The sequence below is a fragment of the Terasakiella sediminum genome (assembly GCF_033100395.1).
GTDB lineage: Bacteria > Pseudomonadota > Alphaproteobacteria > Rhodospirillales > Terasakiellaceae > Terasakiella.
In genome coordinates this window covers 18,128-42,479 of sequence record NZ_JAWLVJ010000015.1, presented here as the reverse complement: position 1 = coordinate 42,479, position 24,352 = coordinate 18,128, and the positions used below count along the sequence as shown (strand labels likewise).

General features: G+C 48.6%; 29 protein-coding genes and 1 riboswitch. Of the genes, 15 read left to right on the top strand and 14 right to left on the bottom strand.

Annotated elements, in window-relative coordinates; all coding sequences use genetic code 11:
• Positions 1 to 53 precede the first annotated feature (53 nt).
• The 4 genes from RYZ26_RS12790 to RYZ26_RS12775 are packed head-to-tail and all read right to left on the bottom strand — an operon-like array spanning position 54 to position 3,709.
• Positions 54 to 1,826 carry a flotillin family protein gene (locus RYZ26_RS12790; RefSeq protein WP_317683611.1) on the bottom strand — a complete coding sequence of 591 codons (1,773 nt, stop codon included), beginning with the start codon at positions 1,824 to 1,826 and terminating at the stop codon, positions 54 to 56.
• Positions 1,827 to 1,857: 31 nt separating this feature from the next.
• Complete coding sequence (locus tag RYZ26_RS12785) at positions 1,858 to 2,532, bottom strand: YqiJ family protein (protein WP_317683610.1); 675 nt, start codon at positions 2,530 to 2,532, stop codon at positions 1,858 to 1,860.
• 5 nt (positions 2,533 to 2,537) lie between these two features.
• Positions 2,538 to 3,209: a PspA/IM30 family protein gene (locus RYZ26_RS12780; RefSeq protein ID WP_317683609.1), complete on the bottom strand. Its 672-nt coding sequence runs from the start codon at positions 3,207 to 3,209 to the stop codon at positions 2,538 to 2,540.
• Entirely contained in the window at positions 3,206 to 3,709 is a 504-nt protein-coding gene (locus tag RYZ26_RS12775; protein ID WP_317683608.1) for a hypothetical protein, read from the bottom strand. Before RYZ26_RS12775 ends, RYZ26_RS12780 begins: the two co-directional genes overlap by 4 nt.
• A gap of 210 nt (positions 3,710 to 3,919) precedes the next feature.
• On the opposite strand from RYZ26_RS12775, the gene RYZ26_RS12770 reads away from it, so the two are divergent.
• From RYZ26_RS12770 to RYZ26_RS12760, 3 genes are all read left to right on the top strand, one after another.
• A complete protein-coding gene (locus RYZ26_RS12770; RefSeq protein ID WP_317683607.1) occupies positions 3,920 to 4,792 on the top strand; it encodes an MBL fold metallo-hydrolase in 873 nt (290 codons plus the stop codon).
• 105 nt (positions 4,793 to 4,897) lie between these two features.
• On the top strand, positions 4,898 to 5,467 hold the full coding sequence (locus tag RYZ26_RS12765) for a class I SAM-dependent DNA methyltransferase (protein WP_317683606.1): 570 nt from the start codon (positions 4,898 to 4,900) through the stop codon (positions 5,465 to 5,467).
• 171 nt (positions 5,468 to 5,638) lie between these two features.
• Positions 5,639 to 6,517, top strand: a complete 879-nt coding sequence (locus RYZ26_RS12760) for a radical SAM protein (RefSeq protein WP_317683605.1) — start codon at positions 5,639 to 5,641, stop codon at positions 6,515 to 6,517.
• 35 nt (positions 6,518 to 6,552) lie between these two features.
• On the opposite strand, the gene RYZ26_RS12755 is transcribed toward RYZ26_RS12760, so the two are convergent.
• Positions 6,553 to 7,197, bottom strand: coding sequence for an NnrU family protein (locus tag RYZ26_RS12755; RefSeq protein ID WP_317683604.1), 645 nt, complete (start codon positions 7,195 to 7,197; stop codon positions 6,553 to 6,555).
• A gap of 64 nt (positions 7,198 to 7,261) precedes the next feature.
• Here RYZ26_RS12755 and RYZ26_RS12750 point away from each other — a divergent pair, with 64 nt between their 5' ends.
• Positions 7,262 to 7,465: a hypothetical protein gene (locus RYZ26_RS12750; RefSeq protein ID WP_317683603.1), complete on the top strand. Its 204-nt coding sequence runs from the start codon at positions 7,262 to 7,264 to the stop codon at positions 7,463 to 7,465.
• Positions 7,466 to 7,572: 107 nt separating this feature from the next.
• Positions 7,573 to 7,764, top strand: a riboswitch (cobalamin riboswitch).
• A 4-nt stretch (positions 7,765 to 7,768) separates the two neighbouring features.
• The gene (bluB, locus tag RYZ26_RS12745) at positions 7,769 to 8,569 is read left to right on the top strand and encodes a 5,6-dimethylbenzimidazole synthase (RefSeq protein WP_317683602.1); all 801 of its coding nucleotides are present in this window, start codon (positions 7,769 to 7,771) and stop codon (positions 8,567 to 8,569) included.
• Positions 8,570 to 8,731: 162 nt separating this feature from the next.
• Here bluB and RYZ26_RS12740 read toward each other — a convergent pair whose 3' ends face one another.
• A complete protein-coding gene (locus RYZ26_RS12740) occupies positions 8,732 to 9,271 on the bottom strand; it encodes an aspartate 1-decarboxylase (RefSeq protein WP_317683601.1) in 540 nt (179 codons plus the stop codon).
• Between the two features lie 153 nt (positions 9,272 to 9,424).
• Between RYZ26_RS12740 and murJ the strand changes: the two genes are divergently transcribed.
• From murJ to trpS, 3 genes are all read left to right on the top strand, one after another.
• Entirely contained in the window at positions 9,425 to 10,969 is a 1,545-nt protein-coding gene (murJ, locus tag RYZ26_RS12735; protein ID WP_317683600.1) for a murein biosynthesis integral membrane protein MurJ, read from the top strand.
• A 181-nt stretch (positions 10,970 to 11,150) separates the two neighbouring features.
• The gene (locus RYZ26_RS12730) at positions 11,151 to 13,553 is read left to right on the top strand and encodes a methyl-accepting chemotaxis protein (RefSeq protein WP_317683599.1); all 2,403 of its coding nucleotides are present in this window, start codon (positions 11,151 to 11,153) and stop codon (positions 13,551 to 13,553) included.
• Positions 13,554 to 13,657: 104 nt separating this feature from the next.
• Positions 13,658 to 14,656 carry a tryptophan--tRNA ligase gene (trpS, locus tag RYZ26_RS12725; protein WP_317683598.1) on the top strand — a complete coding sequence of 333 codons (999 nt, stop codon included), beginning with the start codon at positions 13,658 to 13,660 and terminating at the stop codon, positions 14,654 to 14,656.
• A 62-nt stretch (positions 14,657 to 14,718) separates the two neighbouring features.
• Here the strand turns inward: trpS and RYZ26_RS12720 are convergent, their stop codons facing one another.
• From RYZ26_RS12720 to RYZ26_RS12705, 4 genes are all read right to left on the bottom strand, one after another.
• Entirely contained in the window at positions 14,719 to 14,847 is a 129-nt protein-coding gene (locus RYZ26_RS12720) for a hypothetical protein (protein ID WP_317683597.1), read from the bottom strand.
• 99 nt (positions 14,848 to 14,946) lie between these two features.
• The gene (locus RYZ26_RS12715; RefSeq protein ID WP_317683596.1) at positions 14,947 to 15,117 is read right to left on the bottom strand and encodes a hypothetical protein; all 171 of its coding nucleotides are present in this window, start codon (positions 15,115 to 15,117) and stop codon (positions 14,947 to 14,949) included.
• A 20-nt stretch (positions 15,118 to 15,137) separates the two neighbouring features.
• A complete protein-coding gene (locus tag RYZ26_RS12710) occupies positions 15,138 to 15,527 on the bottom strand; it encodes a helix-turn-helix domain-containing protein (protein WP_317683595.1) in 390 nt (129 codons plus the stop codon).
• A 170-nt stretch (positions 15,528 to 15,697) separates the two neighbouring features.
• Complete coding sequence (locus tag RYZ26_RS12705; RefSeq protein WP_317683594.1) at positions 15,698 to 16,168, bottom strand: helix-turn-helix domain-containing protein; 471 nt, start codon at positions 16,166 to 16,168, stop codon at positions 15,698 to 15,700.
• Positions 16,169 to 16,498: 330 nt separating this feature from the next.
• On the opposite strand from RYZ26_RS12705, the gene RYZ26_RS12700 reads away from it, so the two are divergent.
• Positions 16,499 to 16,936: a helix-turn-helix domain-containing protein gene (locus tag RYZ26_RS12700; protein WP_317683593.1), complete on the top strand. Its 438-nt coding sequence runs from the start codon at positions 16,499 to 16,501 to the stop codon at positions 16,934 to 16,936.
• A gap of 41 nt (positions 16,937 to 16,977) precedes the next feature.
• On the opposite strand, the gene RYZ26_RS12695 is transcribed toward RYZ26_RS12700, so the two are convergent.
• On the bottom strand, positions 16,978 to 17,535 hold the full coding sequence (locus RYZ26_RS12695; protein WP_317683592.1) for a GNAT family N-acetyltransferase: 558 nt from the start codon (positions 17,533 to 17,535) through the stop codon (positions 16,978 to 16,980).
• Positions 17,536 to 17,666: 131 nt separating this feature from the next.
• Between RYZ26_RS12695 and RYZ26_RS12690 the strand changes: the two genes are divergently transcribed.
• A complete protein-coding gene (locus RYZ26_RS12690; protein ID WP_317683591.1) occupies positions 17,667 to 18,026 on the top strand; it encodes a hypothetical protein in 360 nt (119 codons plus the stop codon).
• Between the two features lie 52 nt (positions 18,027 to 18,078).
• Here RYZ26_RS12690 and RYZ26_RS12685 read toward each other — a convergent pair whose 3' ends face one another.
• A complete protein-coding gene (locus RYZ26_RS12685; protein WP_317683590.1) occupies positions 18,079 to 18,819 on the bottom strand; it encodes a PDC sensor domain-containing protein in 741 nt (246 codons plus the stop codon).
• Between the two features lie 8 nt (positions 18,820 to 18,827).
• Positions 18,828 to 19,556 carry a PDC sensor domain-containing protein gene (locus RYZ26_RS12680; protein WP_317683589.1) on the bottom strand — a complete coding sequence of 243 codons (729 nt, stop codon included), beginning with the start codon at positions 19,554 to 19,556 and terminating at the stop codon, positions 18,828 to 18,830.
• A gap of 206 nt (positions 19,557 to 19,762) precedes the next feature.
• Here RYZ26_RS12680 and ffh point away from each other — a divergent pair, with 206 nt between their 5' ends.
• From ffh to rplS, 5 genes are all read left to right on the top strand, one after another.
• Positions 19,763 to 21,214: a signal recognition particle protein gene (ffh, locus tag RYZ26_RS12675; RefSeq protein WP_317683588.1), complete on the top strand. Its 1,452-nt coding sequence runs from the start codon at positions 19,763 to 19,765 to the stop codon at positions 21,212 to 21,214.
• Between the two features lie 67 nt (positions 21,215 to 21,281).
• On the top strand, positions 21,282 to 21,713 hold the full coding sequence (gene rpsP / locus RYZ26_RS12670; protein ID WP_317683587.1) for a 30S ribosomal protein S16: 432 nt from the start codon (positions 21,282 to 21,284) through the stop codon (positions 21,711 to 21,713).
• Between the two features lie 45 nt (positions 21,714 to 21,758).
• The gene (rimM, locus tag RYZ26_RS12665) at positions 21,759 to 22,355 is read left to right on the top strand and encodes a ribosome maturation factor RimM (protein ID WP_317683586.1); all 597 of its coding nucleotides are present in this window, start codon (positions 21,759 to 21,761) and stop codon (positions 22,353 to 22,355) included.
• An 11-nt stretch (positions 22,356 to 22,366) separates the two neighbouring features.
• Positions 22,367 to 23,080, top strand: a complete 714-nt coding sequence (trmD, locus tag RYZ26_RS12660; RefSeq protein WP_317683679.1) for a tRNA (guanosine(37)-N1)-methyltransferase TrmD — start codon at positions 22,367 to 22,369, stop codon at positions 23,078 to 23,080.
• 54 nt (positions 23,081 to 23,134) lie between these two features.
• A complete protein-coding gene (gene rplS, locus RYZ26_RS12655) occupies positions 23,135 to 23,497 on the top strand; it encodes a 50S ribosomal protein L19 (RefSeq protein ID WP_317683585.1) in 363 nt (120 codons plus the stop codon).
• A gap of 177 nt (positions 23,498 to 23,674) precedes the next feature.
• Here rplS and RYZ26_RS12650 read toward each other — a convergent pair whose 3' ends face one another.
• On the bottom strand, positions 23,675 to 24,334 hold the full coding sequence (locus RYZ26_RS12650; protein WP_317683584.1) for an XRE family transcriptional regulator: 660 nt from the start codon (positions 24,332 to 24,334) through the stop codon (positions 23,675 to 23,677).
• Between the last annotated feature and the right edge of the window lie 18 nt (positions 24,335 to 24,352).

The window sequence follows — 24,352 nt, the reverse complement described above, 5'->3', positions numbered from 1 at the left end:
AAAAAATTGGGGTGTAATCAAGATGATCACACCCCAAATGGAACGGTTTTCTCTTATTCTGCAGGTGCTTTAATCTCATCCGTCAGAACGAGTTCGTCACCGGTAGCGGCAATCGCCGGGGCCGGAGTATCGGACTGCTGATCCGTCAGCGTGTCAGACAAAGCAGCCGTGATGCTGTTGATGTCCCCACCATTGATGCCAACTTCTTTCAACAGAGAGTCGAGCAGTGGTGCCTGCGCGCGATAACGGAGAGCGCTGTTGACCACATTATCAGCCAGGTTGCCGCCGCCAGATGCGCCAGCACCACCATTTCCGCCAGAGCCGCCACCGGTTAGACCATCGACTTGAACGATCTTGATGCCATCGATATTTTCCATCGGTTTGACGCTTTCGCGGATGATCTGATCCAGATTTTCAATCAGTTTAACCTTGATCTGCATGGCGATTTGTTCAGCTGAGAGAACGTTTTGAGCCTCGTTGATGGAACGTGTCCCTTCCGCATCGACCTTATAGCGAATTTCCGCAGCTTCAGCGCGCAGTTTTTCTGCCATGGCTTCACCTTCTGCTTCTTCGCGAAGGGCTTCTGCTTTGTCGGCTGCGGCCATTTTTTCAGCTTCGGCGGCAACCTTGATACTGATTGCCTGACGTTCAGCTTCTTTGCGTGCTTCGATCAGTTCAATCGCTTTATGGCGTTCCGCGATTTCGTTTTCACGGGCTGTCACAACTTTTTCTTCCGCCTGCACCGCTTTGGCGCGTGCTGTGTCGGCTTCGGATTGTGCTTCGGATTGTTCTTTAGATTTTTCCGCAATGGCAATGGCGCGAACCTGTTCGGCCAGCTCTACAGATTTCTGCTTTTCAATCTCTTTTTCACGAACCAGTTTTTCCATTTCGATACGTTCTTCAGAAACGGCTTTGTCCGCAGTAATTTTGGATTTTTCTACATGCTGAACAGAAGAGATTTCCGCCTGTTTGGCTTCTTGTTCTTTTTCCGCACGGTGCTTGGAAATTTCGGCAGCCTGGGCGGCTTTGCGGACTTCGACTTCGCGTTCTTGTTCCAGACGTGCGTATTCTTCTTCACGCTGGATATCCAGACGCAACTTTTCACTTTCCAGGTTTTTGGTTTTGATCTGGATCTGTGTGTCCTGTTCAATGTCGTTGCGGATTTTCTTGCGTTGTTCAATCTCTTCGGTCAGACGGGTCAGACCTTCGGCGTCAAACGCGTTGGACGGGTTGAAATATTCCATGCTGGTCTGATCAAGACCGGTCAGGGAGACAGATTCCAGTTCCAGACCGTTTTTCAGCAAATCTTCGGTCACTGCCTGTTGTACTTTTTGCACAAAATCCGTGCGCTTTTCATGGAGCTCTTCCATGGTCATTTCAGCAGCTACGGAACGCAGGGAGTCAACAAACTTACCTTCAACCAGTTCTTTCAGCTGATCCGGGCGCATGGTGCGCTGACCCAATGTCTGGGCGGCAGCTGCGATGGATTCAGCGGTTGGCTGGGCGCGGACATAAAATTCAGCGACCACATCAACACGCATACGATCACGCGTAATCAGGGCCTGATTATTGTCACGGCGCACTTCAAGGCGCAGGGTGTTCATATTGACCGGGATGGTCTCATGAAGAACCGGGAACACCAATGCGCCGCCATTCATAATGACACGCTGGCCACCAAAACCGGTACGTACAAATGAAATTTCTTTTGATGCACGTACATAAAGACGCATCAGGATCATGCCAATTGCCAACAGGGCGACAACAATAATTACAGCGGTGGCACCTACGCCCACAATGCCGTCAAACATGTTACCTATTCCGTTCATTTTTTAACTCCAAGTTATTTAATCGTTATGTTTATTCATCTGACAAGGCATCAGATGTGTTTTGGATACCGAAGTATGTGGTGTTATCGCGTCGTACCAACAAAAGGCGACTGCCTTGTGTGAAAGTTTCATGATCATTATCTGGGCAGATCATGATGTAGTGAGTCTGATCATATTCATCTTTGACCTTGGCCTGAGCGGGAAAGTCTTTTTTGGCTTCTCCAAGGGTGATTTCGGCCATTTTCCCGATCAGACTGTCCTGCGAAACGGCTGAGGTTTCATCCTGGGGGATAATCTTGGATAAAATCGTATTGCCAACGCTTAAGACAGGCAGCGCCAATAGGGTTGTCGGGATCATGGCAATCAGGACAGGCAAGGGACTGCCAAACACTGATTTGACCATCCCCTGGAGCGAAAGCCCGATCAGGCCAAACGACACCAGAAAGACAATGAGAGAGATGATTACAGGTACTCTGTCAATGCGAAGCCAGGTCAGCGAGCTTCCCAAAATGGAGGGATCACTGAAATCGGGGGCATCCACATCCACTTCCAGATCAACATCCGGGAGAAGGGCGTCCAGGAAGCTGAAAATGCCGACTCCGACCAAGAGGCCAACTCCTTCAAGGGCAGCCAGAATGGTGACAACGAACAAAGCAACGGAGAAAGGAAAATTCGCTGCGTCGTTGAAGTAAGACAGAAATACCATGCGTTTTATTTGCCCAGTTTAGATTTAATGGCGGCCAGTCGCTCATTTACTCTGTTTTTTTGCGTCAGTTGTTCAAGTTCCTGAAGCTGTGCTGCTGATTTGGGTGACGTCATGCCGCCCGCAATTGTATTGCCCTGGCGTTCCATCACCCGTTCAAAGGCTTTTGTTGCTTTGGAAACATCACCGCCGGGGGTGCCAGGGGTCGCTGTGCCTGCCGTATCAACAGAACTGGCAATTTTTGCTTCACGAAAGGCTTTCAGTTCTTCCTGCATTTCACGCTTGCGGGCCTGCAGGGCAGCCACATAGCCTTCCAGTTCGCGTTCTTTTTCTGCAGATTCAGAGATACTGTGTTCCAGCACCGGAATTTGCGCTTCGATATCAAGCTGATGAGACACCGCAGCTTCGGCCAGATCTTCACGATTTTCTGCCAGAGCGATTTCAATCTTTTCCGTCAGGCTCTCATGCTGAGAATTTTTGTCGGAAAGTTTTTTGTTTGCCAGATGTTTGGCCGCAATCACTTTACCCAGTTCTGCGCGCACTTCTTCAATCGCATCGTCCACTTCGCGAATGGATTGTTCCATGATGGCTTCGGGGGCAGCGTCTTCCACGGCATCGAGGATGGCATTTAAACTACCGCTGATAATGCGTCCTACGCGGCTGGTCAGTCCTTCAGTCATGGGCGTTTTTCTCCTTGGTTTTGAGAGTCGATAATGTGCGCAAGTTCAACGATACGTTTGGTGCCCTTTTTCATCAAATCAGGGGCAAAGCAGCGTGCATCGTCTGTAATGGCCAAGCGCAGGCTATGTTCGGTTAACTTAAAAATCTGCTTGGCGAGCCTGGCTTCGAACTTGTCCATATCTTTTTCTGAAGACGGACCGGTCTGAAATTCAGCCAAAGCTTCACAAAGCCATTCACTCATAAAATGCAGGATTTCTGATTCTTTATCCTGTGCGCGTTCCAACTCCCGGATCCGGTCAATGGAGGGGCGCAGGTTTTCCTGAGACGACTTTAGGTTCAGGTTGTAATCCTGTCCGGTTTCGTTTCTCAGGCGGGCCTCAGAAATGATATGACGGATTTTGTCGCTGGGCGTTACCGCGCCCGTAATATTTAAAGACGCAACAAATTCAGCATCATCCTGTGATAGTCGAACGCTAAATGGGACTGATTTATTTGGCAAATTTCAACTCCATATACTTTCGAATAAACTCTATAGCATTAGCATCGTAATTAAAACGTGAAATTATATTGGTACAGCTTTTAAGGGTTGTCAATGACAATTGTAAACATTTGTATACAAATCAACAAAAGTGTAATTATTTCTTAATCTTGCTGGAGGGGTGTTTGGTTCTTAAATGTCAGAAAAGGCAATATTCCAAGGATGACAGCCATGGCGAAATATAAAGACCGGGTCCTGGAAAATGTTGATGGCCCCTATTATGTGGATAAAACCTGTGTCAATTGCGGGGTCAGTCGCCATTTCGCGCCGGATCATTTTGGCGATACGGGAGACTTCGCCTTCGTCAAAAAGCAGCCCACAAGTTGGGTGCAAGAACAAGATGTTCAACGCGCCTTACTCGCCTGTCCAACTGCCTCCATTGGCATGCAGGGAAAACGATCACTGATTGAAGCGAAAAACTCCCTGCCGTTGGAATTGGCACCGGATGTTTTTATCAACGGTTTTAACCATCGTGACTCCTTTGGGGCACATAGCTATATCGTACGTTCAGATGCAGGAAACTGGCTGATCGATTCACCGCGCTTTACCATCCATCTTGTTGACAAATTCAAAGAGATGGGCGGGATTAAGTATATTTTTCTGACTCACCGTGATGACGTCAGCGATGCCCATCTCTATGCCAAAGAATTCGGGGCCAAGCGCATCATTCATGAATGGGATGCAGAAGCTGCGCCGGATGCAGAGATGATTGTGAAAGGGGATGATTCCGTCACACTAGACAGTGCGGAGCTTCATCTGACACCCGGCCATACCCGTGGCCATATGGTGATGGTCTGGGCGGGGAAATATCTGTTCAGCGGGGATCATTACGCCTGGATCATGCGCGATCGTCGTTTTGGTTCGTTCCGGTCGGCCTGCTGGTATTCCTGGGAGGAACAAATAGCATCGGTCGAGAAGATGAAGACGTTCAGCGACATCGAATGGGTCTTTCCCGACCATGGCCGCTGGGGGCCTGTTGCTAAGGGAGCCTTCCCTGAAATAATCCGCCAATCTGTGGCGCGGATGAAAGAACAGGCAGATTAAATGAATTTAGGGTCAGTCGAATGGCATTAGGTTTGAAACCTGCATTGTGACAGGGTAAAAAGACGCGCCTTCAAAGAATCAATGGTTAGGAATGAGGATATCGCAATGGCTGATAACGAATGGGATGACTATGCGCAAGACTGGGATGGAAATCCGCAGACAGGCCTCTATGCCGCCAAAGCTTTTGAAGAACTGCAGAAAATTTCGCCCATAAAAGGTCTTCGCATTTTTGATTTTGGCTGTGGAACCGGACTGTTGAGCGAGAAAATGTCGCCAATGGCAAATGAGATCGTTGCTTTGGATGGCTCCGCTAAAATGATAGATATTCTGAACAACAAGGCACTCTCCAATGTCAAAACTATAGCAGATTTTCTAAGTGCTGATCTCCTGAAGGCACAAAGTGACTTACAGAATAGCTTCGATCTGGTTGTCGCCTCCTCTGTCTGTGCCTTTGTGCCGGATTATCCCGCGACCTTGAAACTGCTGAAATCCCTGCTCGTTGAAGGGGGCACATTTGTGCAATGGGACTGGCTGGTCTCAGAAGGCGAAATGGGTTTTGCCGCTGAAGAATTGCGATCTGAACTGCAGAGCGCATCCTTCTCAAATATTGAAATCACAGTTCCTTTTCAGATTGAAGGCAGGCAGGTGGTCATGGCTTCTGCGGTGCATTTGTAAGGTCCATAATCATTCTTTTTCGTCACAGCCAATTAACTTTCCTTTTCGCAATCGGTGGCGATGAAAAATCGAGTAGTGTACAACTGCATGGTTCTGAGCGAAATCTGAAAGAGTTGATGCAATAAGGGCTCTATGATACCTATCGCTCATTCCTAACATGAGATTTCTCCCATGCTTAACTACGACATGCCGCTTTACCGTCCGCCGTCTGAAGGCAATAATCTGATTATTCAGGCGACGCTTGGGTGCAGTTTTAATCAGTGTTCTTTCTGTTCCATGTATAAGACGAAGGACTATGTGGCGCGCCCGCTGGAGGATGTGTTTGCTGATATTGATCAGGCCGCGCGTGTTTGGCCGGAAGCGCATCGGATTTTTCTGGCCGATGGTGATGCCTTGACCTTGCCGATGGATAGCTTGCGTGCCATTCTGGATAAGCTGCATGATACGTTCCCGAACCTCAACCGGGTATCAGCCTATGCCACACCGGGCAATATTTTGAAGAAAAAGCCGGAAGAACTGAAGGAACTCGCAGAGCGCAAGATGCCGCTGTTTTATGTGGGCATTGAATCCGGTGCGCCTGTAATGTTGAAAAAGATCACCAAGGGGGCATCACAAAAAGGTATTGCGGAAAGTCTGATCAAGGCGCGCGAATGTGGGTTGAAAATCTCTGCCACGGTGATCCTTGGGCTTGGCGGGCAGAAATATTGGGAAGATCATATTGATGGCACTGTGGAATTATTGTCCATGGCACCTGTGACCTATCTTTCCACGCTGCAGCTCTATCTGGAAGAAATCGCTTATGATGAGTTCATGACCAAATTTGGCGAACCGTTTGAACCGCAGGAAGATATGGCGATCCTGGCAGAACTGGAACGTCTTCTTACGAACATCAAACCACCCGCACCCGTAATTTTCCGCTCCAATCATGCCTCAAACGCGCTGGCGTTGGCAGGAAATTTGCCGAAGGATCAGGATCGATTGGTCAGGCAGGTGCAAGGGGCTATGGCCGGGGTGCATGCAATCCGGCCAAGTTTTATGCGCCAACTTTAGCCGACCTCTTGGTTCTTCAATTCTGTTATAGAAGATTACCAAACAATCGGCATGACACCGATAATCGGTTCATGGGCATGGAATAGACCAACCCATAAGACAATCGCGACAAGCCAGCGAAGAATGCCAATATGTGGCAAACCTGTCTCTGTTTGATCGACCAGAGCCTGCCATTGTTCTCGTCCCATTTTTTTCTGGCGTTTCTGGTTCAATGAAAAGGGGCCATAGAGACTAAGCGCGCCCATCAATCCGAAAAACACAACAGATGCCAGATCTCCGTTTGGCAGAATATGTGCGAATGACCATAGCGCAAAAGCAACAAAGGCCGGATGTTTGGTCAGGGATACAATGCCCGGATTTTTAGGGTCAAATCCTTTTGCCCCTTTTCCCAATGAAAAAGGATTTGGTTGGGAAAAGGTGCAGACCAAAAGCAAGCAGACAAAAAACATCACGCCGATAACCACATGACGCATCCAGTCTTCAATCATCCATAACTCAATATAGGGCGCATCCAGATAGGTCATGATCAGCCAGACAAACATGACGAGTGAGATCACCCCATAGACCGACATAAAAATGCGTTCCCCCATTTTTGATACCAATGCGTGGCGCAGGGGCTGATAGGATGGGATGATATGGGCTGCCAGGAAAACAGCGGTTGCAAAAAGAAGATCAGACATAATCTTTGCAATATACCTATGAGAAAGTTACTGTGGAGATAACTTATAGAACAAGGGGACCGATATGGCCAATAATGCCGAACTTGCAGCCAAACTTTTACGTGCTGCTTCCAATTTTTTCCGCGCAGTCGGCGAACAAAACCCCGATCTCAAAGAACAAATGACCACCAATGCCGAGGCCTGCGATTTAATTGCAGATCGTGTCGAGGTTGATCCGCTGGGCGAACCTGCGGAAGGTGAGACACCGACGCCGGATCAGTTGAATTAGGCCTAAACCTCCGTCACAAATTTTTTCACATTGTTACGCTGAACTGGTTAAGGGGATGATTGGGCTAAATTAACATTTGACGGTTGTAATTTCCCCTGTCTATAGTCCCACCCACATAGCCAACAGGTGCCGTGACCGATCTGGGTCAGGGATAATCGGGAAAGCGGTGAGAGACCGCTACGTGCCCAACGCTGTAAAGGGGACTGTTTTGATGTTATGACCACTGAACGTCGGTTTGGGAAGGTTTTCAAAACGGGAAGATCCAAAGTCAGAAGACCGGCCTGTCGGAATTTTAGGAACGACATGGATACTCGTTACCTGCATGCCATTGAAGGGGAATATCAAATGGATGCACATGTTTTGCCGACTCAAAAAGAAATCGATTTTTGTGATGACCACCGCACCGGGGTCTATCGCGCCATCTTTGAACGCCGTGATGTGCGTGGACAGTTCTTGCCGGACGAAATCCCGGATGAGGTGATCAGCCGTATTTTGATGGCGGCACATCACGCCCCATCCGTGGGCTTTATGCAGCCCTGGGATTTCATGATGATCAAATCAGGAGATGTGAAACAGAAAGTTCATGGCCTGTTCAAAAAAGCCCATGATGAAGCGGCTGAAATGTTTGATGAAGAACGCCGTGAAACCTATCGCAATCTCAAGCTGGAAGGCATTCTGGAAAGCCCGCTCAATATCGTGATCACCTGTGATCGGGATCGTTCCGGCCCTGTCGTTGTGGGCAGAACGCATCAGAAGACCATGGACCTTTATTCCAGTGTCTGTGCCGTCCAAAACCTGTGGCTGGCTGCCCGTGCCGAAGGGTTAGGTGTGGGCTGGGTCAGCATTATGGATGAACCTGCCTTGAAAGAAGTTTTGGGCATCCCCAAACGTATCACGGTGATTGGCTATTTGTGTGTCGGGTATGTGTCGCACTTTTACCAGAAGCCGGAACTGGAAATGGCCAAATGGCGCGAACGTCTGCCGATGGACAAGATCATGCATTTTGACCAGTGGGGGAATGCGGAGGAAAATGATCTGACGGAACAGGTCAGGAAAGATCAGGCTGTTGCCCAGGAAGGACGTTTTCTGGAAGACGTGGTTTAGAAACAAAAAGGGCGGCTCTGGATAAAACCGGAGCCGCCTTTTTATTTCATCATTATTATCGTAATCCAACCGTCACTCCTGCGCAGGCAGGAGTCTTGTCCATCATGAGATTCCTGCCTGCGCAGGAATGACGGCTGAGTAGATAGGAATGACGGGTGTTTCTTAACGCATCAGGTGTCGTTCAACGAAGCGTTCGACCGCTTCATCGTTGAGACCCTGTTTTTTCAGGTCTTTGCGGATGTTGTTGATGTCCACGTTTGGATAGGTGTGGCAGTCTTCAATTTCGTTGGTTTTGGCATCGATGATGCGGAAGTCATATGCGCGTTCTTCGCTGCGATAGACGTCATATTTCAATACCTGATCAACTTCGTTATCTGGCAGATACGTCAGGATGGTGGGTTGCAGGTCGTAAAGGTCTTCAGGCTTCAGGTAATCAGCAGAACAGATGATGACCTCGTCACCTTTTTGGCACGTTCGTGCAGCGGCGCCATTGAGGATACAGCATTTGGAACCAGGTTCGCCAAAGATAACGTAAGTGGAGATACGCGCACCGCTTTGTTTGTTCCAGATATCGACAAATTCCATCGGATAGATGCCTGCGAGTTCGCATTGTTCTGGGTCTAGGGTGATCGAACCGTGGTAGTTCAGGTCTGCACCGGTAACGCGGATGCCATGCAATTTGGCGCGCACAACTTTCATCATGGTTTTTATCTCTTAATGGTCGTGTCGAATGTTCGGACGTAAATCAGTTGATGGGGTTATAGCGTTTTTTCGCTTTTGAGCCAGCATATTTTATACATTCTTTACCAGTGACGCGCTAAAAATATGCAGTTTTATGATTTTTAGGGAAATATGATGGCCTTGCTGCGCTCCATTGCGACTGTCGGTGGCTTTACGATGCTGAGCCGAATTCTGGGCTTTGTGCGTGATATTCTGGTCGCAGCCATTCTGGGGGCTGGCCCGGTGGCGGATGCGTTTTTCATCGCGTTCAAATTTCCCAATGTGTTTCGCCGTCTCTTTGCCGAAGGGGCCTTTAACGCAGCCTTTGTGCCCTTATTTGCGGGCAAGATGGAAGAAGATGGGGCCTCGGTTGCCAAAGAATTTGCCGAAAAAGCTTTTGCCTTCCTGTTCTGGATTTTGCTGATCCTGCTCCTCATCATGGAACTGACCATGCCGATTATGATGACGTTGTTTGCGCCCGGCTTTATGGAAGATCCGGCGAAATTTGATCTGGCGGTTCATCTGACGCGTATCACTTTTCCGTACCTGCTGTTTATCTCGCTTGTCTCTTTAATGGCAGGGGTGCTGAACTCGCTGAATAAATTCGCAGCGGCTGCGGCGACCCCGGTCTTGTTAAATATCTGTCTGATCGGGGCCATCCTTGGGCTGACACCCCATATGGAAACACCGGGTCATGCCCTGGCCTGGGGCGTGTTTGCGGCAGGCGTGGTGCAGTTTGTCTGGTTGTTCTGGAATTGTATGAAGAACAATATGACCCTGAAATTGCGCCTGTTCAGCTGGGGTGAAGACGTCAAGGTGATGGTTAAACGGATCATTCCGGGGGCCATTGGGGCGGGTATTTATCAGGTCAACATGCTGGTCGATATGATCATCGCGACTTTGCTGCCGACCGGGTCGATCTCGTTTCTGTTCTATGCCGATCGGATCAACCAGTTGCCACTGGGCGTGGTCGGGGTGGCAGTCGGCACGGCCTTGTTGCCGATGTTGTCCAGGCAGCTGCGCGCTGGCGATGATGCGGCTGCCATGAACAGTCTGAATAGAGCGTTGGAGTTTTCCCTGTTTCTGACTTTACCCGCAGCAGTTGCCTATATGGTGATTGCGGACCCGATTGTCAGCATCCTGTTTGAACGCAATGAATTTACGGCCACAGATAGTCAGGCGACAGCGGCAGCCTTGTTTGTCTATGCGTTCGGCCTGCCAGCTTATGTGCTGAACAAAGCCCTGACACCAGGTTTCTTTGCCCGAGGTGATACCAAGACACCGATGATTATTGCGGCCATTTGTATGGTGGTGAATATTGTCTTTAACTTGATCCTGATGGGCCCGTTCCTGCATGTGGGTCTGGCGATGGCGACCGTGATTTCTGCCTGGACGAATACGGTGTTGCTGGCCGTTGTGTTGAAGAAACGCGGCTATATGACCCTTGATCGTCGTCTGAAATCCAAGGTCTGGCGGATCCTGCTTTGTTGTGTTGTGATGGGGGGCGTTCTGTTTGGTCTTCAGATGAACATGACAGACTTTATTTCTGGTTCGCAGTTGGAGAGAATCCTGTCCCTGATCACGCTGGTGATGGTTGGAATAATCACCTATTTCGTGTGTGGGCATGTCACAGGTGCACAACGGTTATCCGAGATTAAAAAGCTGATGAAACGCGGATAGAACAGGCGTTTTGGCACCAAAGGACTAAGTCATAATGATGGGGTCTTTTGTTATTTTTTTGTTACAAATAGATGAACTTCCTATGTCCTTATCTATCTTGAATTGACATTGATATTGCGGCGCGTCATCTACTACGTAAGTCCACGTAGGACGCAAAAATAATCATTTAGGTGAATAGAATATGGCTGCCGATCGTTTGTCGATTTCCCATCGCATTTATATGGGATTTGGATTTTTAATTTGTGCGTTGTTGGGTCTGGGGGCATTTGCCACCGTCCAGTTTGATGAAATGGCGGGCTCGACCGAGATCATTGGCGAGAAAATTACCCTTGTGGGTAAGGCCAATGATTATGCGCTCAGCCTGCAGGAATTGTCGGATGCTATCCTGCTTTATGCGCAGTCCACAAAGGCAGAAGATCGCAAGACTGTCGATAAACAGTTGAAAAAAACCAAGGCGGTTGAACTGGCCTTTGTTCAAACCCTGAATGAAAAAGGTCTCGCCAGTAAGGCCAAAGAGGTTGAAGTCTCAGAAGCGGCTTATCTTGAAACGCTGGACCCCCTGTTGCTGCGTATCGAAAATATTGGCGCGTCGGCAGATATGATCCTGATGGGGGCGAACCAGTTGGTGTTGTCTTCCCCGGAATTGGCGGTCAAGCTGAATAAAATTGCGGTTGAAAAGCCGGATTATGAAGGGCTGTCCGCACTTGCCAGCCAGATCATTGTGGCTTCCAATAAAGCTTTGCTGGAAACCATGACCTACGCCATCAAGCCAAGCGAAGAGACACTGGCAAATGCGCGAAGTGCGACTTCGGCTGTGGATGATGTGTTGGCTGAGACCAAAGAAGGTATGAAGGGCCTGTCACGTCGGGACCGTAAAGCGTTGAAATTCCTGGGCCGTGACAATGATTTGCTGAAACAGGGCTATGTACAGTTTCAGGGGTCAAATCTGGGTCTGATCCAGTCGTTTGACGCTTTCCGCGTTGCCATTGAAAACACCATGAAACTGGCATCTGATATCCGGACCACAGCGATTGAAGAACAGAATTCAACCACTCAGATGGTGTCGCAAGCCTCTGAATCCACCATCACCAGCTATATCATCACCATGGGCGTGGTGGCTGTGATCGCTGTTCTGCTGGGGGCGGTGACGTCACGCAGTATCCTGGGGCCGCTTAAGCGTGTGACAGGGGACATGAAACGTCTGGGCGATGGCGATACTGATATCGAAGTGATTGATCGCGAACGCCGCGATGAAGTTGGCACCATGGCACAGGCGGTCGTGATCTTCCGCCAAAACGCCATGGATGTGGAACGTCTGACCCAGCAGCGTCTGGAAGACCAGAAACGTGAGGAAGAAAAACGCAGTGCTTCTTTGATGGCGATGGCCGATACCATTGAATCTGAAACAGGCGTTGTCCTGGAAAAAGTGGCGGTCCACACCAAAGAACTGGGGGATGCGGTTGGCACTATGGCAAGTTCATCCCAGCAAGTTTCGGATCGCGCCGATGATGTGGCCGATCAGGCGAAATCTTCGTTGGAACTGGCTGAACGTGTTGCAACGGCGGCGCAAAATCTTGCAGGCTCCATCGACATGGTGTCTGAACGGGTGGAACGTCAGCGCAATATCGCCAATACGGCCATGACCCAAGCGGGTAAATCATCCAAATCCGTTGAAAGTCTGAGTGTGGCAGCAGACAGTATCGGCAGTGTGGTTGCGATGATTAATGATATTGCCGCCCAGACTAACATGCTGGCGCTGAATGCAACGATTGAAGCTGAACGTGCTGGTGCCAGCGGGAAAGGCTTTGGCGTGGTTGCTAATGAAGTGAAGCAATTGGCCAAACAAACTTCTAAAGCCACGGCTGAAATTTCCCGCCAAATCGCCGATGTGCGCAATGTGGCACGACAGTGCACAGCCTCCATCGAAGAAGTGAATACGATCATTTCTGATATGGCGAATATTTCCGCTGATGTGTCCAGAAGTGTGGCTGAACAATCGCAGGAAACTCGTCAGATCACAGCCAATATTCAGGATTCCTTTGAAGTTTCAGAACGTCTGAACAAAAATATCACCGAAGCTTCCCATGAAATGCAGGGTGTGCGCAGTCTAAGTGATCAATTAGGACAAGTGTCCCACCGTGTGTCGTCCATGGTGGAAAGCCTGCAGATGTCTTTGAATACGGCTGTGCGTTCAGCCTCCAACACCATGACGCAGCAGGAAGAAAAGTACATTCTGGCCCATCAGAATGTGAAAGTAACCCTGAGCGGTGAAAAAGGCACCTTTACGTCTGATCTGCTGGATATTTCCAACAATGGTTTTGCGCTATATCCACCGGTGGATGTGCGTGTGGGTGATGAATTCTCTGCCCGTATTGATGGGTTTGCCGATGAATATCAGGTGGAAATTCTCAGCAAGCGTGGTCTGGAATCACCCAAAACCCGCATTCGTTTTGTTGCGGACATGGAAGAACGTGCCGAGGTCGTCCAGTATGTTATCAAACTGTGGGCGGAAAGCCTGCGTGATGAACTGTTGGGTGATCATGAAGTGGTTAATCTTTCAGATTACCGTCACGCGGCAGAGTAATGCTTGACCCATTGAGGGTGGCATTGCATAAGTTGTCCCACATTTAATTGGGTGCGTCTCCACAGCGCACCTTCGGGACATCTATTTGAAGCGGGACACATCCAATGGATCGCATTTTTTCTGGCGTACAGCCATCTGGTAATCTGACTTTGGGCAACTATCTTGGGGCAATTCGCAACTGGGTAAAACTGCAGGACGACTATGAAAGCATTTTCTGTGTCGTTGACATGCACGCCATTACCGTCTGGCAAGATCCCGAAGCGCTTCGCCGCGCCACCCGTGAAGTGGCTGCTGGCATGCTGGCCTCTGGCGTTGACCCGAAAAAGAACATTATTTTTAACCAGTCTGCGGTTTCCGGTCATGCGGAACTGGGCTGGGTGATGAACTGCGTGGCCCGTCTGGGTTGGTTGAACCGCATGACCCAGTTCAAGGAAAAAGCAGGCAAGCATAAAGAGAACGCATCCTGCGGCCTTTACGTTTATCCAAACCTGATGGCGGCGGACATCCTGCTTTATAAGGCAACCCACGTTCCTGTTGGGGATGATCAGAAACAGCACCTGGAACTGGCGCGTGATATTGCGCAGAAATTCAACAATGATTTCGGCAAGGAAGTTTTCCCACAGCCGGAACCGATGATTTTCGGGACAGCCACACGTGTGATGTCTTTGCGTGACGGGTCCAAGAAAATGTCTAAATCTGATCCATCGGAAAAGTCACGCATTGGCATGACGGATGATGCGGACACAATCGCTTTGAAACTTCGCAAAGCCAAAACTGATCCGCATCCAATTCCGGCGTCAGTGGAAGAATTTGAAGACCGTCTGGAAGCCAAAAATCTGATGAACATTTATGCAGCGCTCAATGATCAGAAGCTGGAAGATGTTTGCAACGAGTATGGTGGTCAGAGCTTTGCCGATTTTAAAAAGGCGCTGACGGATCTGGCAGTTGCCAAACTATCCCCGATTTCACAAGAAATGCAGCGTTATATGGATGATCCGGCTCAAGTGGATGCGATCCTGCGCGATGGGGCAGAACGGGCAAATACGATTGCACAACCTGTTCTGGATGAAGTGAAAGACGTGGTGGGTTTCTTGCGCCCTTAAGATCCATCTGGAAAAAAACAAAAGGCAGAGAAAGGACTTTCACTTTCTCTGCCTTTTTTTATTTAGCTTCCAAAGATCAGGCTGCGGCCAAAGACCATAAACAGGATCAGGAAGATCAGGCCAAACACATAAAACGGTAAATTGCCGTCACTTAACAGTTTGGCAAGCCAGTCGCGTGGATTAAGCAGCATAACAAACCCCCATGTTGCGTTGCTTCCTGACTATATATTAGCATTTTATGTATAAGTCGAGCAAATCCTCTTTAGCGTTCTTGACGTCATGCATACCATTCAGAAAGACGGGTAGGTTGGACTATTGTAATAAGAGAGAAGCCAGGTCGCTTTCTCATTGCCAGCGGCTTCAGCTGGTGTGGCTTCTTTCAGTTCGGTGAATAGAATCGGAAATGTGGCTGCAATCAAAATCAGATTGTTTGCATGGATCAATGAACACGACGGTTTCATAGTTGAAAAGCGCCTCGGATTCACTTGCCTAGAAGCTGGGCAGAACGTTCCATCATCAGGACAAAAGCCTGGCGGACATCCGGATTTTTCAATGCATCGAAGTGTTTGAGAAGATTGATGGATTCTTTGTTCAAAAGAGGCTCGTAAGAGGTCTTTGGATCCTCGCTTTCCTGTAGTCCATTCTTGTTAAAAAAGAAAGCAACATTGACCTGGAATATCTCTGTGAGTTGAAAGAGTATACCAGCGGGGATCGATTTTGCACCGGATTCAAATTGTCCGATCTTTATGCGTGAGACACCGAGCATTTCGCCCAGTCTGATTTGACTGTACCCTTCCAGTTCTCTTTTAAGCCGCAAGCGTTGACCAACAAACTGATCGATGGGATCAACAATTTTCGACTGACGTTGCATGCTTAGCGGGTCCCCATATTTATAACACCAATAACGTGCGCCTGTTTTTCATTCACAAATTGATGCTATAACACGGAGGGGGCGAAAGCCAAACAAACTATTTCCTTTTGGAGGTGTATTGATCAATTTTACTATCTATTAGTGTTTTCTTGATGTGGGTGTATTGTTTTTTAGGCATCGTTTTCAGGACCGTCTTCGTCGTGGGGGTGGTTGGTCATACTGTTGGCGAGCGCACGCATGAACTGTCCCACGCGCTGCCGCAGTTCAGTATCGGGGATACGATGGAAGTCATGAACCAGTGAAATGGATTCACGGGATGACAAAGGGTCGTCATTAAAAGGTTCGGTTGCGGATTCAGTGAGCCCGAATGGGTCAGCGTTGGACGCTTCATACAAATCTTCTGGCATGTCTTGGAAGAAATATTCTACGAGAGTGCCTAGTTGGCGTGCGATCTTGTAGAGATTGCTCGCTCCAATACGGTTGGTGCCGTTTTCATATTTTTGGATCTGCTGGAAGGTCACGCCAATCGCATCGCCCAGTTTTGTCTGTGAGATACGTAAGCCGACGCGGCGCGCCCGTACACGCGAACCCACATATTTGTCAATGGGGTCGGGTGATGTTCTGGGTGGTCTTCTGCTCATTTGAAAATCTCATCGCGTAATTTAGACATAAATATATGTTTTACTCGCAAACATAGGTGTATGGGCAAGTGATAGCACATATTATCGTTGTAATGCATTACATTTTTCGTTCATTTTCAAATAGATAATGATAAGTTGAATGAAGTTTTAAGATGCGCGATGCAACAAGTGATTGTATTTGCAGCAAGAATTCAGGTGCGCCCGCTATAGTCGAAAAAAAGCCAAAAAATTAGGTTTGGATTTTGAACAGATAAAAAGAGTGATTTTCAACTAGAAAATGCGTACACTACAAATGAAAGTATTATAATTTTTTTGTTACTGGATAAGGCAATGCTCGAAATCGGACAACGTTTCAGCGAAATACGCAAAAATTTAGGTTTGACGCAAAAAGAATTTTCACACCAATTAGGTGTATCAATTGGTTCAGTCCAAGGTTATGAGCGTGATCAAATCCCGAAGGGGGATGTTTTAAAAACTTTATCCGATTGGGGCTATGATCTGAATTGGTTTTTCACCGGTTTGGGCAAAATGAAACTGACTGATGAAACAAGAACGGCCAGCCTTCAACGTGATGTTGCATGGAACGTGGCGTACTATTTATGCAAACGCACAGGCGCTGCGCGCGATGCAGAGAAATTCGCCGATACTTTTATGGAAATCCACGACTGGATCGCTGAAAATCAGAGCAAATCTGAAAAAGAACGTGCGCCGGAAGATATGACAGCGAAAATTATCGACTTTGCCATGTTGCGCCTGAACGCCGGCTAAATAAGCGACCACCCCAATAAAGGGTGGTCGCAGTTTAGAATTTAGGCAGTACGTTGTAATTGTTGATGACTGAAGTCAATTAGCTTGCTTGGCTCAAAGTGGACCATCCCATATTCCGGGATATCGACATTGTTGATGCGCCGATTCCGTGCGATCATTTTTTTGAAGCCAAGCCGTTCATACCAACGCCAAATTTTATTTTTTTGGAATGCCCAGCAACAAATGGGGGACAAATCACGCTCGACTAGGTACTTTGATAGCGTGTATGCGGCAAGATAACTCACACCAAAGGTGCGTGCCTCGGGCAACACATAGAGTGCGTGGATTTCACCGCGTGCTCCGATGAGCGTGTCATCCTGATTTGGTTTGCACATACAAAAGCCGATGGTTTTGTTCTCCTGTTCGAATACAAAAAGACCTTCATCTGCGTCCATTTTGTTTTCATTGAACCAGTTTTGCCATTGTCTTGCTCTGAAGTTCTTGTCCCGTTTGTTCAGGACTTCATCGGGCATGAAATTATAGGCATCACGCCAACAAACCTCATGAATATGTGCGATGGTGTTAATGTCCTGTGGGCAAGCAGCACGTATGGTAAGCATTTTTATTCTCCTTTTCGTGTTAAAGTAAGGATAAAAATGTACGAAAAATTTTGTTCTTTTGCTGTTCGCAATCTATGATAAAGTGTTAAAACGTGTTATGCATAGGGATGCTTAAAACTAAAGAGTGTGAAATGATTAATCATGACATCCAAAAAGCCTTATCTGAGTTGGACGCTGGCTCCAAGGCTACCCGACATAATCGCTATTTGATGGGCGCCCTGTTTGGATTCGCCCTTGTCGTCTCTGGACTCGGTGTTGGGTTTACGTATAAGCAATCCGGTCCCGACGTCAGCACTGAGCATCTATCCCGTCTTATTGTTATTGCATCCAGAACCAGTAAAAATGATCCTGTGCGTCTGCTGGGGGATGTGGAACGTTACATGGGAAAGCGGGTTCATACCCTGTCAGGGGAGGAACGTATGGCCGCCTTAGGTTTCCTGATCAAGCATATTGAGCTGAATCATAATAAGCAGGAATTGATCACCTATTAAACTTTGGTGCCCACATGTGCAACTGGTCTGGATAATTGTACGGCCCGGCAGCTTATTTGTATCTGGAATAGAGCAGGACAAGACCGAAGTCTGCAATTTTCACCCAGATGGTATCTGTATCTAATCCATTGATTTTGTAGGGAAATTGCACGTTAGCGGTGTTGTTGCGCATCAATGTCTTTATATCATGACGGTGCTGGCTCTGCCCCGGGAAGGTCACGAGGTTTTCTCCACTCGTTTTATAAATGGAGACCATGCATTTCTTACAGATTTTGTCGCGCTTGAGAAGTTGATCCGGGATCATAATCCCCGCCACAACGCCTCTGATTTCGCCTTGCAGTGAGAAAATGGGTTTTGAAATGGGTAGGCTTGCGAAGTTGACAAACTGATTCTTAAGCGGGGGAGAGATCAAAAGCTCGCGCGCGTCAAGACCGAAAGCTTCTTTAATATAGTTACGCGATTTCAAGTTTGTATTCAGGGTCGGATATCTGAAACTGTCATTGCGCAAAATTCCCTGTGTATCGGTCACGATAATGGCGCGCAGTCCCGGAACCCGACTGATATAGCGGTTCAGGGTTTCATGAATGATCAACTCGTCAATTTCATTGATCTTTTGTTTGGCGAAAATGTCGATGACGCCATGTAAGGTAATGTCGGTTGCACGGATCAGACTTTCTGCATGGATTGCCTGATAGATTGCAGACAGCTTGATATTGTCGCGTGCCAAAACGGGCGACGTGATAATCAGGCTGCCTATCAGGACGAGCAGAAATTGAAAACAGTACCGAGACATCTGTATGCTTACTGTTCTGTCATGAACGTGCTGACAATTATGCTGAGTGGAAATTTCTCAGAATGGATCACCCAAGAATGAAGTGTTTGACCATTGGTTTGGGCTTCGTGAAATCCATTTTTTTTGGAGTCCAAAAAGGCATTAAGCGACTCGACTTTATAAGACGCCGTAGAAGGATAGGTGATCAGCGGCGTGTTATCATTGCGAAAGACGCCTGAAAAACACTGGTTACACAACATATCCTGCTTAATCAGAATTTCCGGTGTCAGGATGCCTGCAATCACACCGTAGGCCTTGTTATTGCGATCAAGAATCGGCTGAGAGATTGGTACAAACGGCACGCCGGAGCTGCGGCCAACAACAGGCTTGCTGATATAAAGCTTTTGTTCTGTTGAATTCATAGACTGTTTTACATATTCACGATCTTTAAGTTTTATCTTGCGTGCGGGGTAGGTGAAGCTGTCTGCCTTGAGGTCACCTTTCTCATTGACATATATAATGGCGCGCAGCCCTGGGGTACGATCCACATATTTTGCCAGCGTATTGTGTTGAAGCATTTCATCGGCTTCCGGATTACGTCCCAGAAAGTCACTGGTTTCTGTCAGCGAGAGACTAATTGCTTCCATGGTTGTTTCAACGTAAAGGGCCTGAAGTTCAGCATATTGTTTAAGTTCATCATCGCCAAAAGCCTGTGGGATGATGAACAAGGATGCGAAGATTAAGAATAAGGCGCGCATAATTCATCCATTGATCGTGTTTTCCTTAGCATAAACTAATCTTCTTTGAATCGCAAAACAAGCGCACTTTTGCTTGACTCTTATGTATGTACCCCGTAAAAGGGCGCACAAATTCAATACCTCTTTGACATTTTTGTCACCTTAAGGGGTGCCGTCAGTCCTCGAGTTTCGAGCACTGGCGCGTTTTGCGTTGGGATAATTTTTGTATGTTTGAGAACTTACAGGGTCGCCTGGGCGACATTTTTGACAAGCTGACACGACGTGGTGCTTTATCTGAAGCTGACGTAAATGAGGCTATGCGTGAAGTACGCGTTGCTTTGCTGGAAGCCGACGTGGCGCTTCCAGTCGTGAAAGACTTCGTCAAAAAAGCCAAGGAACAGGCCGTTGGTGAAGAAGTTCTCAAAGGCATCAACCCTGGTCAGATGGTCATCAAGATCGTTCATGACTGTATGGTGGAGATGCTGGGCGCAGAAGAAACAGCGATCAATCTGAAAGCTGTTCCGCCTGTCGCCATCCTGATGGTTGGTCTGCAGGGTGCGGGTAAAACCACCACTTCTGCCAAGATCGGCCTGATGCTCAAGAAGAAAGAGCGTAAAAAAGTTTTGCTGGCCAGCCTGGACGTTTATCGCCCGGCGGCCCAGCAGCAGCTTGAGGTCCTCGCCAAACAGGCTGAGTTGACTTCGCTGCCGATTATCATGGGCGAACAGCCTGTTTCCATCGCCAAACGCGCGATGAGTGAAGGCCGTAAAGGTGGCTATGACGTTGTCATTCTGGATACCGCGGGTCGCCTGCATATCGATGATAAACTGATGCAGGAAGTTGCAGATGTTCGCGATGTGGCAAAACCAGCGGAAACCTTGTTGGTGACAGATGCCATGACCGGTCAGGACTCGGTCAATGTAGCGAAAGAATTTAATGACAAGATAGGTATCACTGGTATTGCGCTGACCCGTGTGGACGGTGATGCGCGCGGTGGTGCAGCCCTTTCCATGAAGGAAGTCACGGGCGCGCCGATCAAGGTCATGGGTGTCGGTGAAAAAATCGACGAACTGGAAGCCTTCCACGCAGACCGTGTTGCCAGCCGAATCCTCGGCATGGGTGATGTGGTCTCTCTGGTGGAAAAAGCCCAGGAAACTATTGAACAGGATAAAGCGGAAGCGCTTGCCAAACGGGTCATGAAAGGCCTGTTTACGCTTGAAGACATGCTCGAACAGCTCAACCAGATCCGTAACATGGGTGATGTTGATGGCTTGCTCGGCATGCTGCCAGGCATTGGCAAAATGAAAAAGCAGCTCGCTGAAGCAAAAGTGGATGACAAGATGATTGCCCGCCAACAGGCCATCATCCTGTCCATGACGGTGAAAGAACGTCAAAATCCAAAACTCATTAAAGCCTCACGCAAGCAGCGTATCGCTGCGGGCTGTGGCCTCTCGGTTCAGGACGTAAACAAGCTGTTGAAACAATATCAGCAGACTGCGACCGTCATGAAGAAAGTTGGAAAGATGAACAAGAAAGGTCTGCTCGGCAAAATGGGCGCCATGATGGGCGGTGCAGGGGGGCAGATGCCACCCGGCGGTCTTCAGGGTATGCCCGGACTGGATGGACTTGGTGGCGGCCAGGGTGGATTACCACCGGGGCTTCCCCCCTTCAAAAAGTGAAGACCTGACCTGTTTCTGAATTTCGATTAATTTTTTTACTAACCCAAACCATAGGAAAGACCAACACATGGCTCTTACAATCCGTTTGGCACGTGGCGGGGCTAAAAAGCGCCCGTTCTACCGTATCGTTGTTGCTGACAAGCGCATGCCGCGCGATGGCCGTTTCATTGAGAAACTGGGCACATACAACCCGATGCTCGCCAAAGATAACGAAAACCGCGTTCAGATGAACGAAGAACGTATCGATTACTGGCTCGGCCAGGGCGCTAAGCCTTCTGATCGTGTTCTGCGTTTCCTCGTTGCTGCTGGTAAAGCAGAACGTGCGATCCCTCAGCAAACCAAGAAAGCTGAACAGTCTGAAAAGACTAAGATGCGTATCGAAGAAAAAGCTGAAAAGAAACGCGAAGCTGAAGAAGCTGCAAAAGCTGCTGCTGAAGAAGCCGCTGCTGAAGCTGCCGCTGCAGCAGAAGCACCAGCTGAAGAAGCTGCTGAAGCATAAGTTTTTTCAAGAATTTTCCAGATTTGAGATAAAGAGTTTCAATCTATGTCATCCAATACACACAGCCCGGATAAAGATGATGCGCGCGTTTGCGTCGCTGCCTTTTCGTCTGCGCATGGCGTGAGCGGGGCATTGCGTCTGAAAAGCTTTACTGAAAATCCGGATGATGTTGCCCAATATGGTCAGCTGGAAAGCGAAGATGCCAGTAAAATCTATGACATTGAAGTCGTCAGCCACACCGGCAAAGGTGAATTGATTGTCAAGGTGGATGGTGTTGAAAGCCGCGATGCAGCTGAACTGTTAAAAGGCGAACGTCTTTATGTCTCACGCGCCAAACTGCCGGATGCGGGGGAAGAGGAATTTTACCATGCTGATCTGATCGGCCTGTCTGTGAAAACAGTCAGTGGCAAAACCCTTGGAACCGTGCGTGCCGTGTTTGATTTTGGTGCGGGCGATATGCTGGAAATCTTGCCGAAAGAAGGTGCCCTGATTATGGTCCCCTTCACCAAGGAAGCGGTTCCGATTGTGGATATTGAAAAAGGACGCATTGTCGTCGATCCACCGGAAGGACTGCTGCCGGAAGCAAAAAAGAAGAAGAACAAAAAGCCCAAAAAGGCAAAGAAAGAGGAGCCGGACACATGAGCCCGCAACTCTTGCCCTGGAAGGCCTGCGTTCTGACCCTTTTCCCGGAAATGTTTCCGGGGATGCTGGGGCATTCTTTGGTTGGACGTGCATTGGATGAAGGTCGCTGGTCCCTGGATACCATCCAGATCCGTGATTTCGCCAATGACAAACATAATACTGTGGACGATACCCCGTGCGGGGGTGGTGCCGGTATGGTGATGCGTCCGGATGTGGTGACCGGTGGACTGGATGAAGCTGTAAAGCGTTATCCATTGGCCAAAAAGGTGTTTTTGACACCACGTGGTCGTCCGCTGACACAGGAAAAAGTGCACGAACTGGCCGATGCGCCAGGGGTGATTTTGCTCTGTGGTCGCTATGAAGGTATCGATCAGCGTGTTCTGGATGAACATGATGATATCGAAGAGATCAGCATTGGTGACTATGTTCTTTCCGGCGGTGAATCTGCCGCAACCGTGCTTCTGGATGCCTGTGTGCGTCTGTTGCCTGGTGTGATCGGCAAAGAAGCCAGCCATGAAGATGAAAGCTTTGAAGCAGGGCTTCTGGAATATCCGCATTATACCCGCCCCAGAAACTGGCGCGGCCGCGAAGTTCCCGAAGTTCTATTGTCCGGACATCATGAGAAAATTCTGACCTGGCGTAAGAACCAGGCACAACGCATTACACAGGAACGTCGCCCTGATTTATGGGCGAAATACTGTGAAGAAGTAAAAGGAAGTGCCTGAGATTGGCACCTCTCCATTTGTTAGAGTTCACCCCTTTTTTAGAAGGTCGAGACCATGAATATTGTTGAACAAATCGGCAAAGAGCAAATTGCAAAGCAAACTGCCGAGCGTGAAGTACCAGAATTTGGCGCAGGTGACACCATCCGCGTTCAAGTTAAAGTAAAAGAAGGTAGCCGCGAGCGTCTGCAGGCGTTTGAAGGTGTTTGTATTGCCCGTAAAAACGACGGCATCAACTCTTCTTTCACACTACGTAAAATCTCTTTCGGTGAAGGCGTGGAGCGTGTGTTCCCTGTCTACTCACCAAACCTGGCAGAAATCAACGTCGTACGCCGTGGTGACGTTCGTCGCGCGAAACTGTACTACTTGCGTGGTCGCACAGGTAAAGCTGCTCGTATTACTGAGAAGAAAACCTGGTAGTCATTTTTGTGCCCCGGTGCAGACCGGGGCCTTGATGATCCTGGTCCCGATCTTTTTTTCGGGACAACCTTCTCGGTCTCTCTTCTGATAGAGAGCCAGTGTTGATACGCCGTGTCTTTTGCTCACATGTCGAGCGCAAAAAGGCACGGCGTTTCCTCGTTCTGAAACCCGTTTTTCCTAGAGAACGGTTTTTCCAATCCAGATCACATGGCCGATGATGGCCAGATGGTGCATTTCTTTAATCGGGATTGTGTGCGGGGGATAGAGCGATTTATTGTCGCTGACAATTTCAAGCCCATCCAATGTCTGGATCACACGCTTGATCGAAATCACATCCTTGAAAATAAAGGCCATCAGCCCGTCGGTCAGGGCCGTTTTGCTGCGATCTACCAGCACGAAATCGCCATCTCTTGCAGTGGGTTCCATGGCATCGCCACTGATTTCCAGGATACAGAGCTGATCATGGTCTTCGCGGTGCAGTCGTTTGTTTAAAAAACTGGCCGAAAAGGGGACATGGTCATTAACCACAAGCCGTTGCAGGGGCTGGCGTGAAGATGTTTTTAGTGTGGGGGAGATCAGCGGGATTTTGACTGTGTCTTCATCACTATGACGGCGTGAGCCCAGCAGCAATTTGGGTTTGGCACCGCTGACAATCCAGTCAATGGTGACGCCTGCAGCATTGGCGATGGCTGAGATACCGATGATTTTGGGTTCGCTTGACCCAGACAGCCAGTTGGCAAATGTGCGTTCTGAAATGCCTGACTGCTCACACAGCGCGCGGTTGCCGCCACATTCCTTTGCGAGTTCTTTTAAGCGCGATTGAAAGCTGTCAGTCACGTGCAATCTCCAAAGACG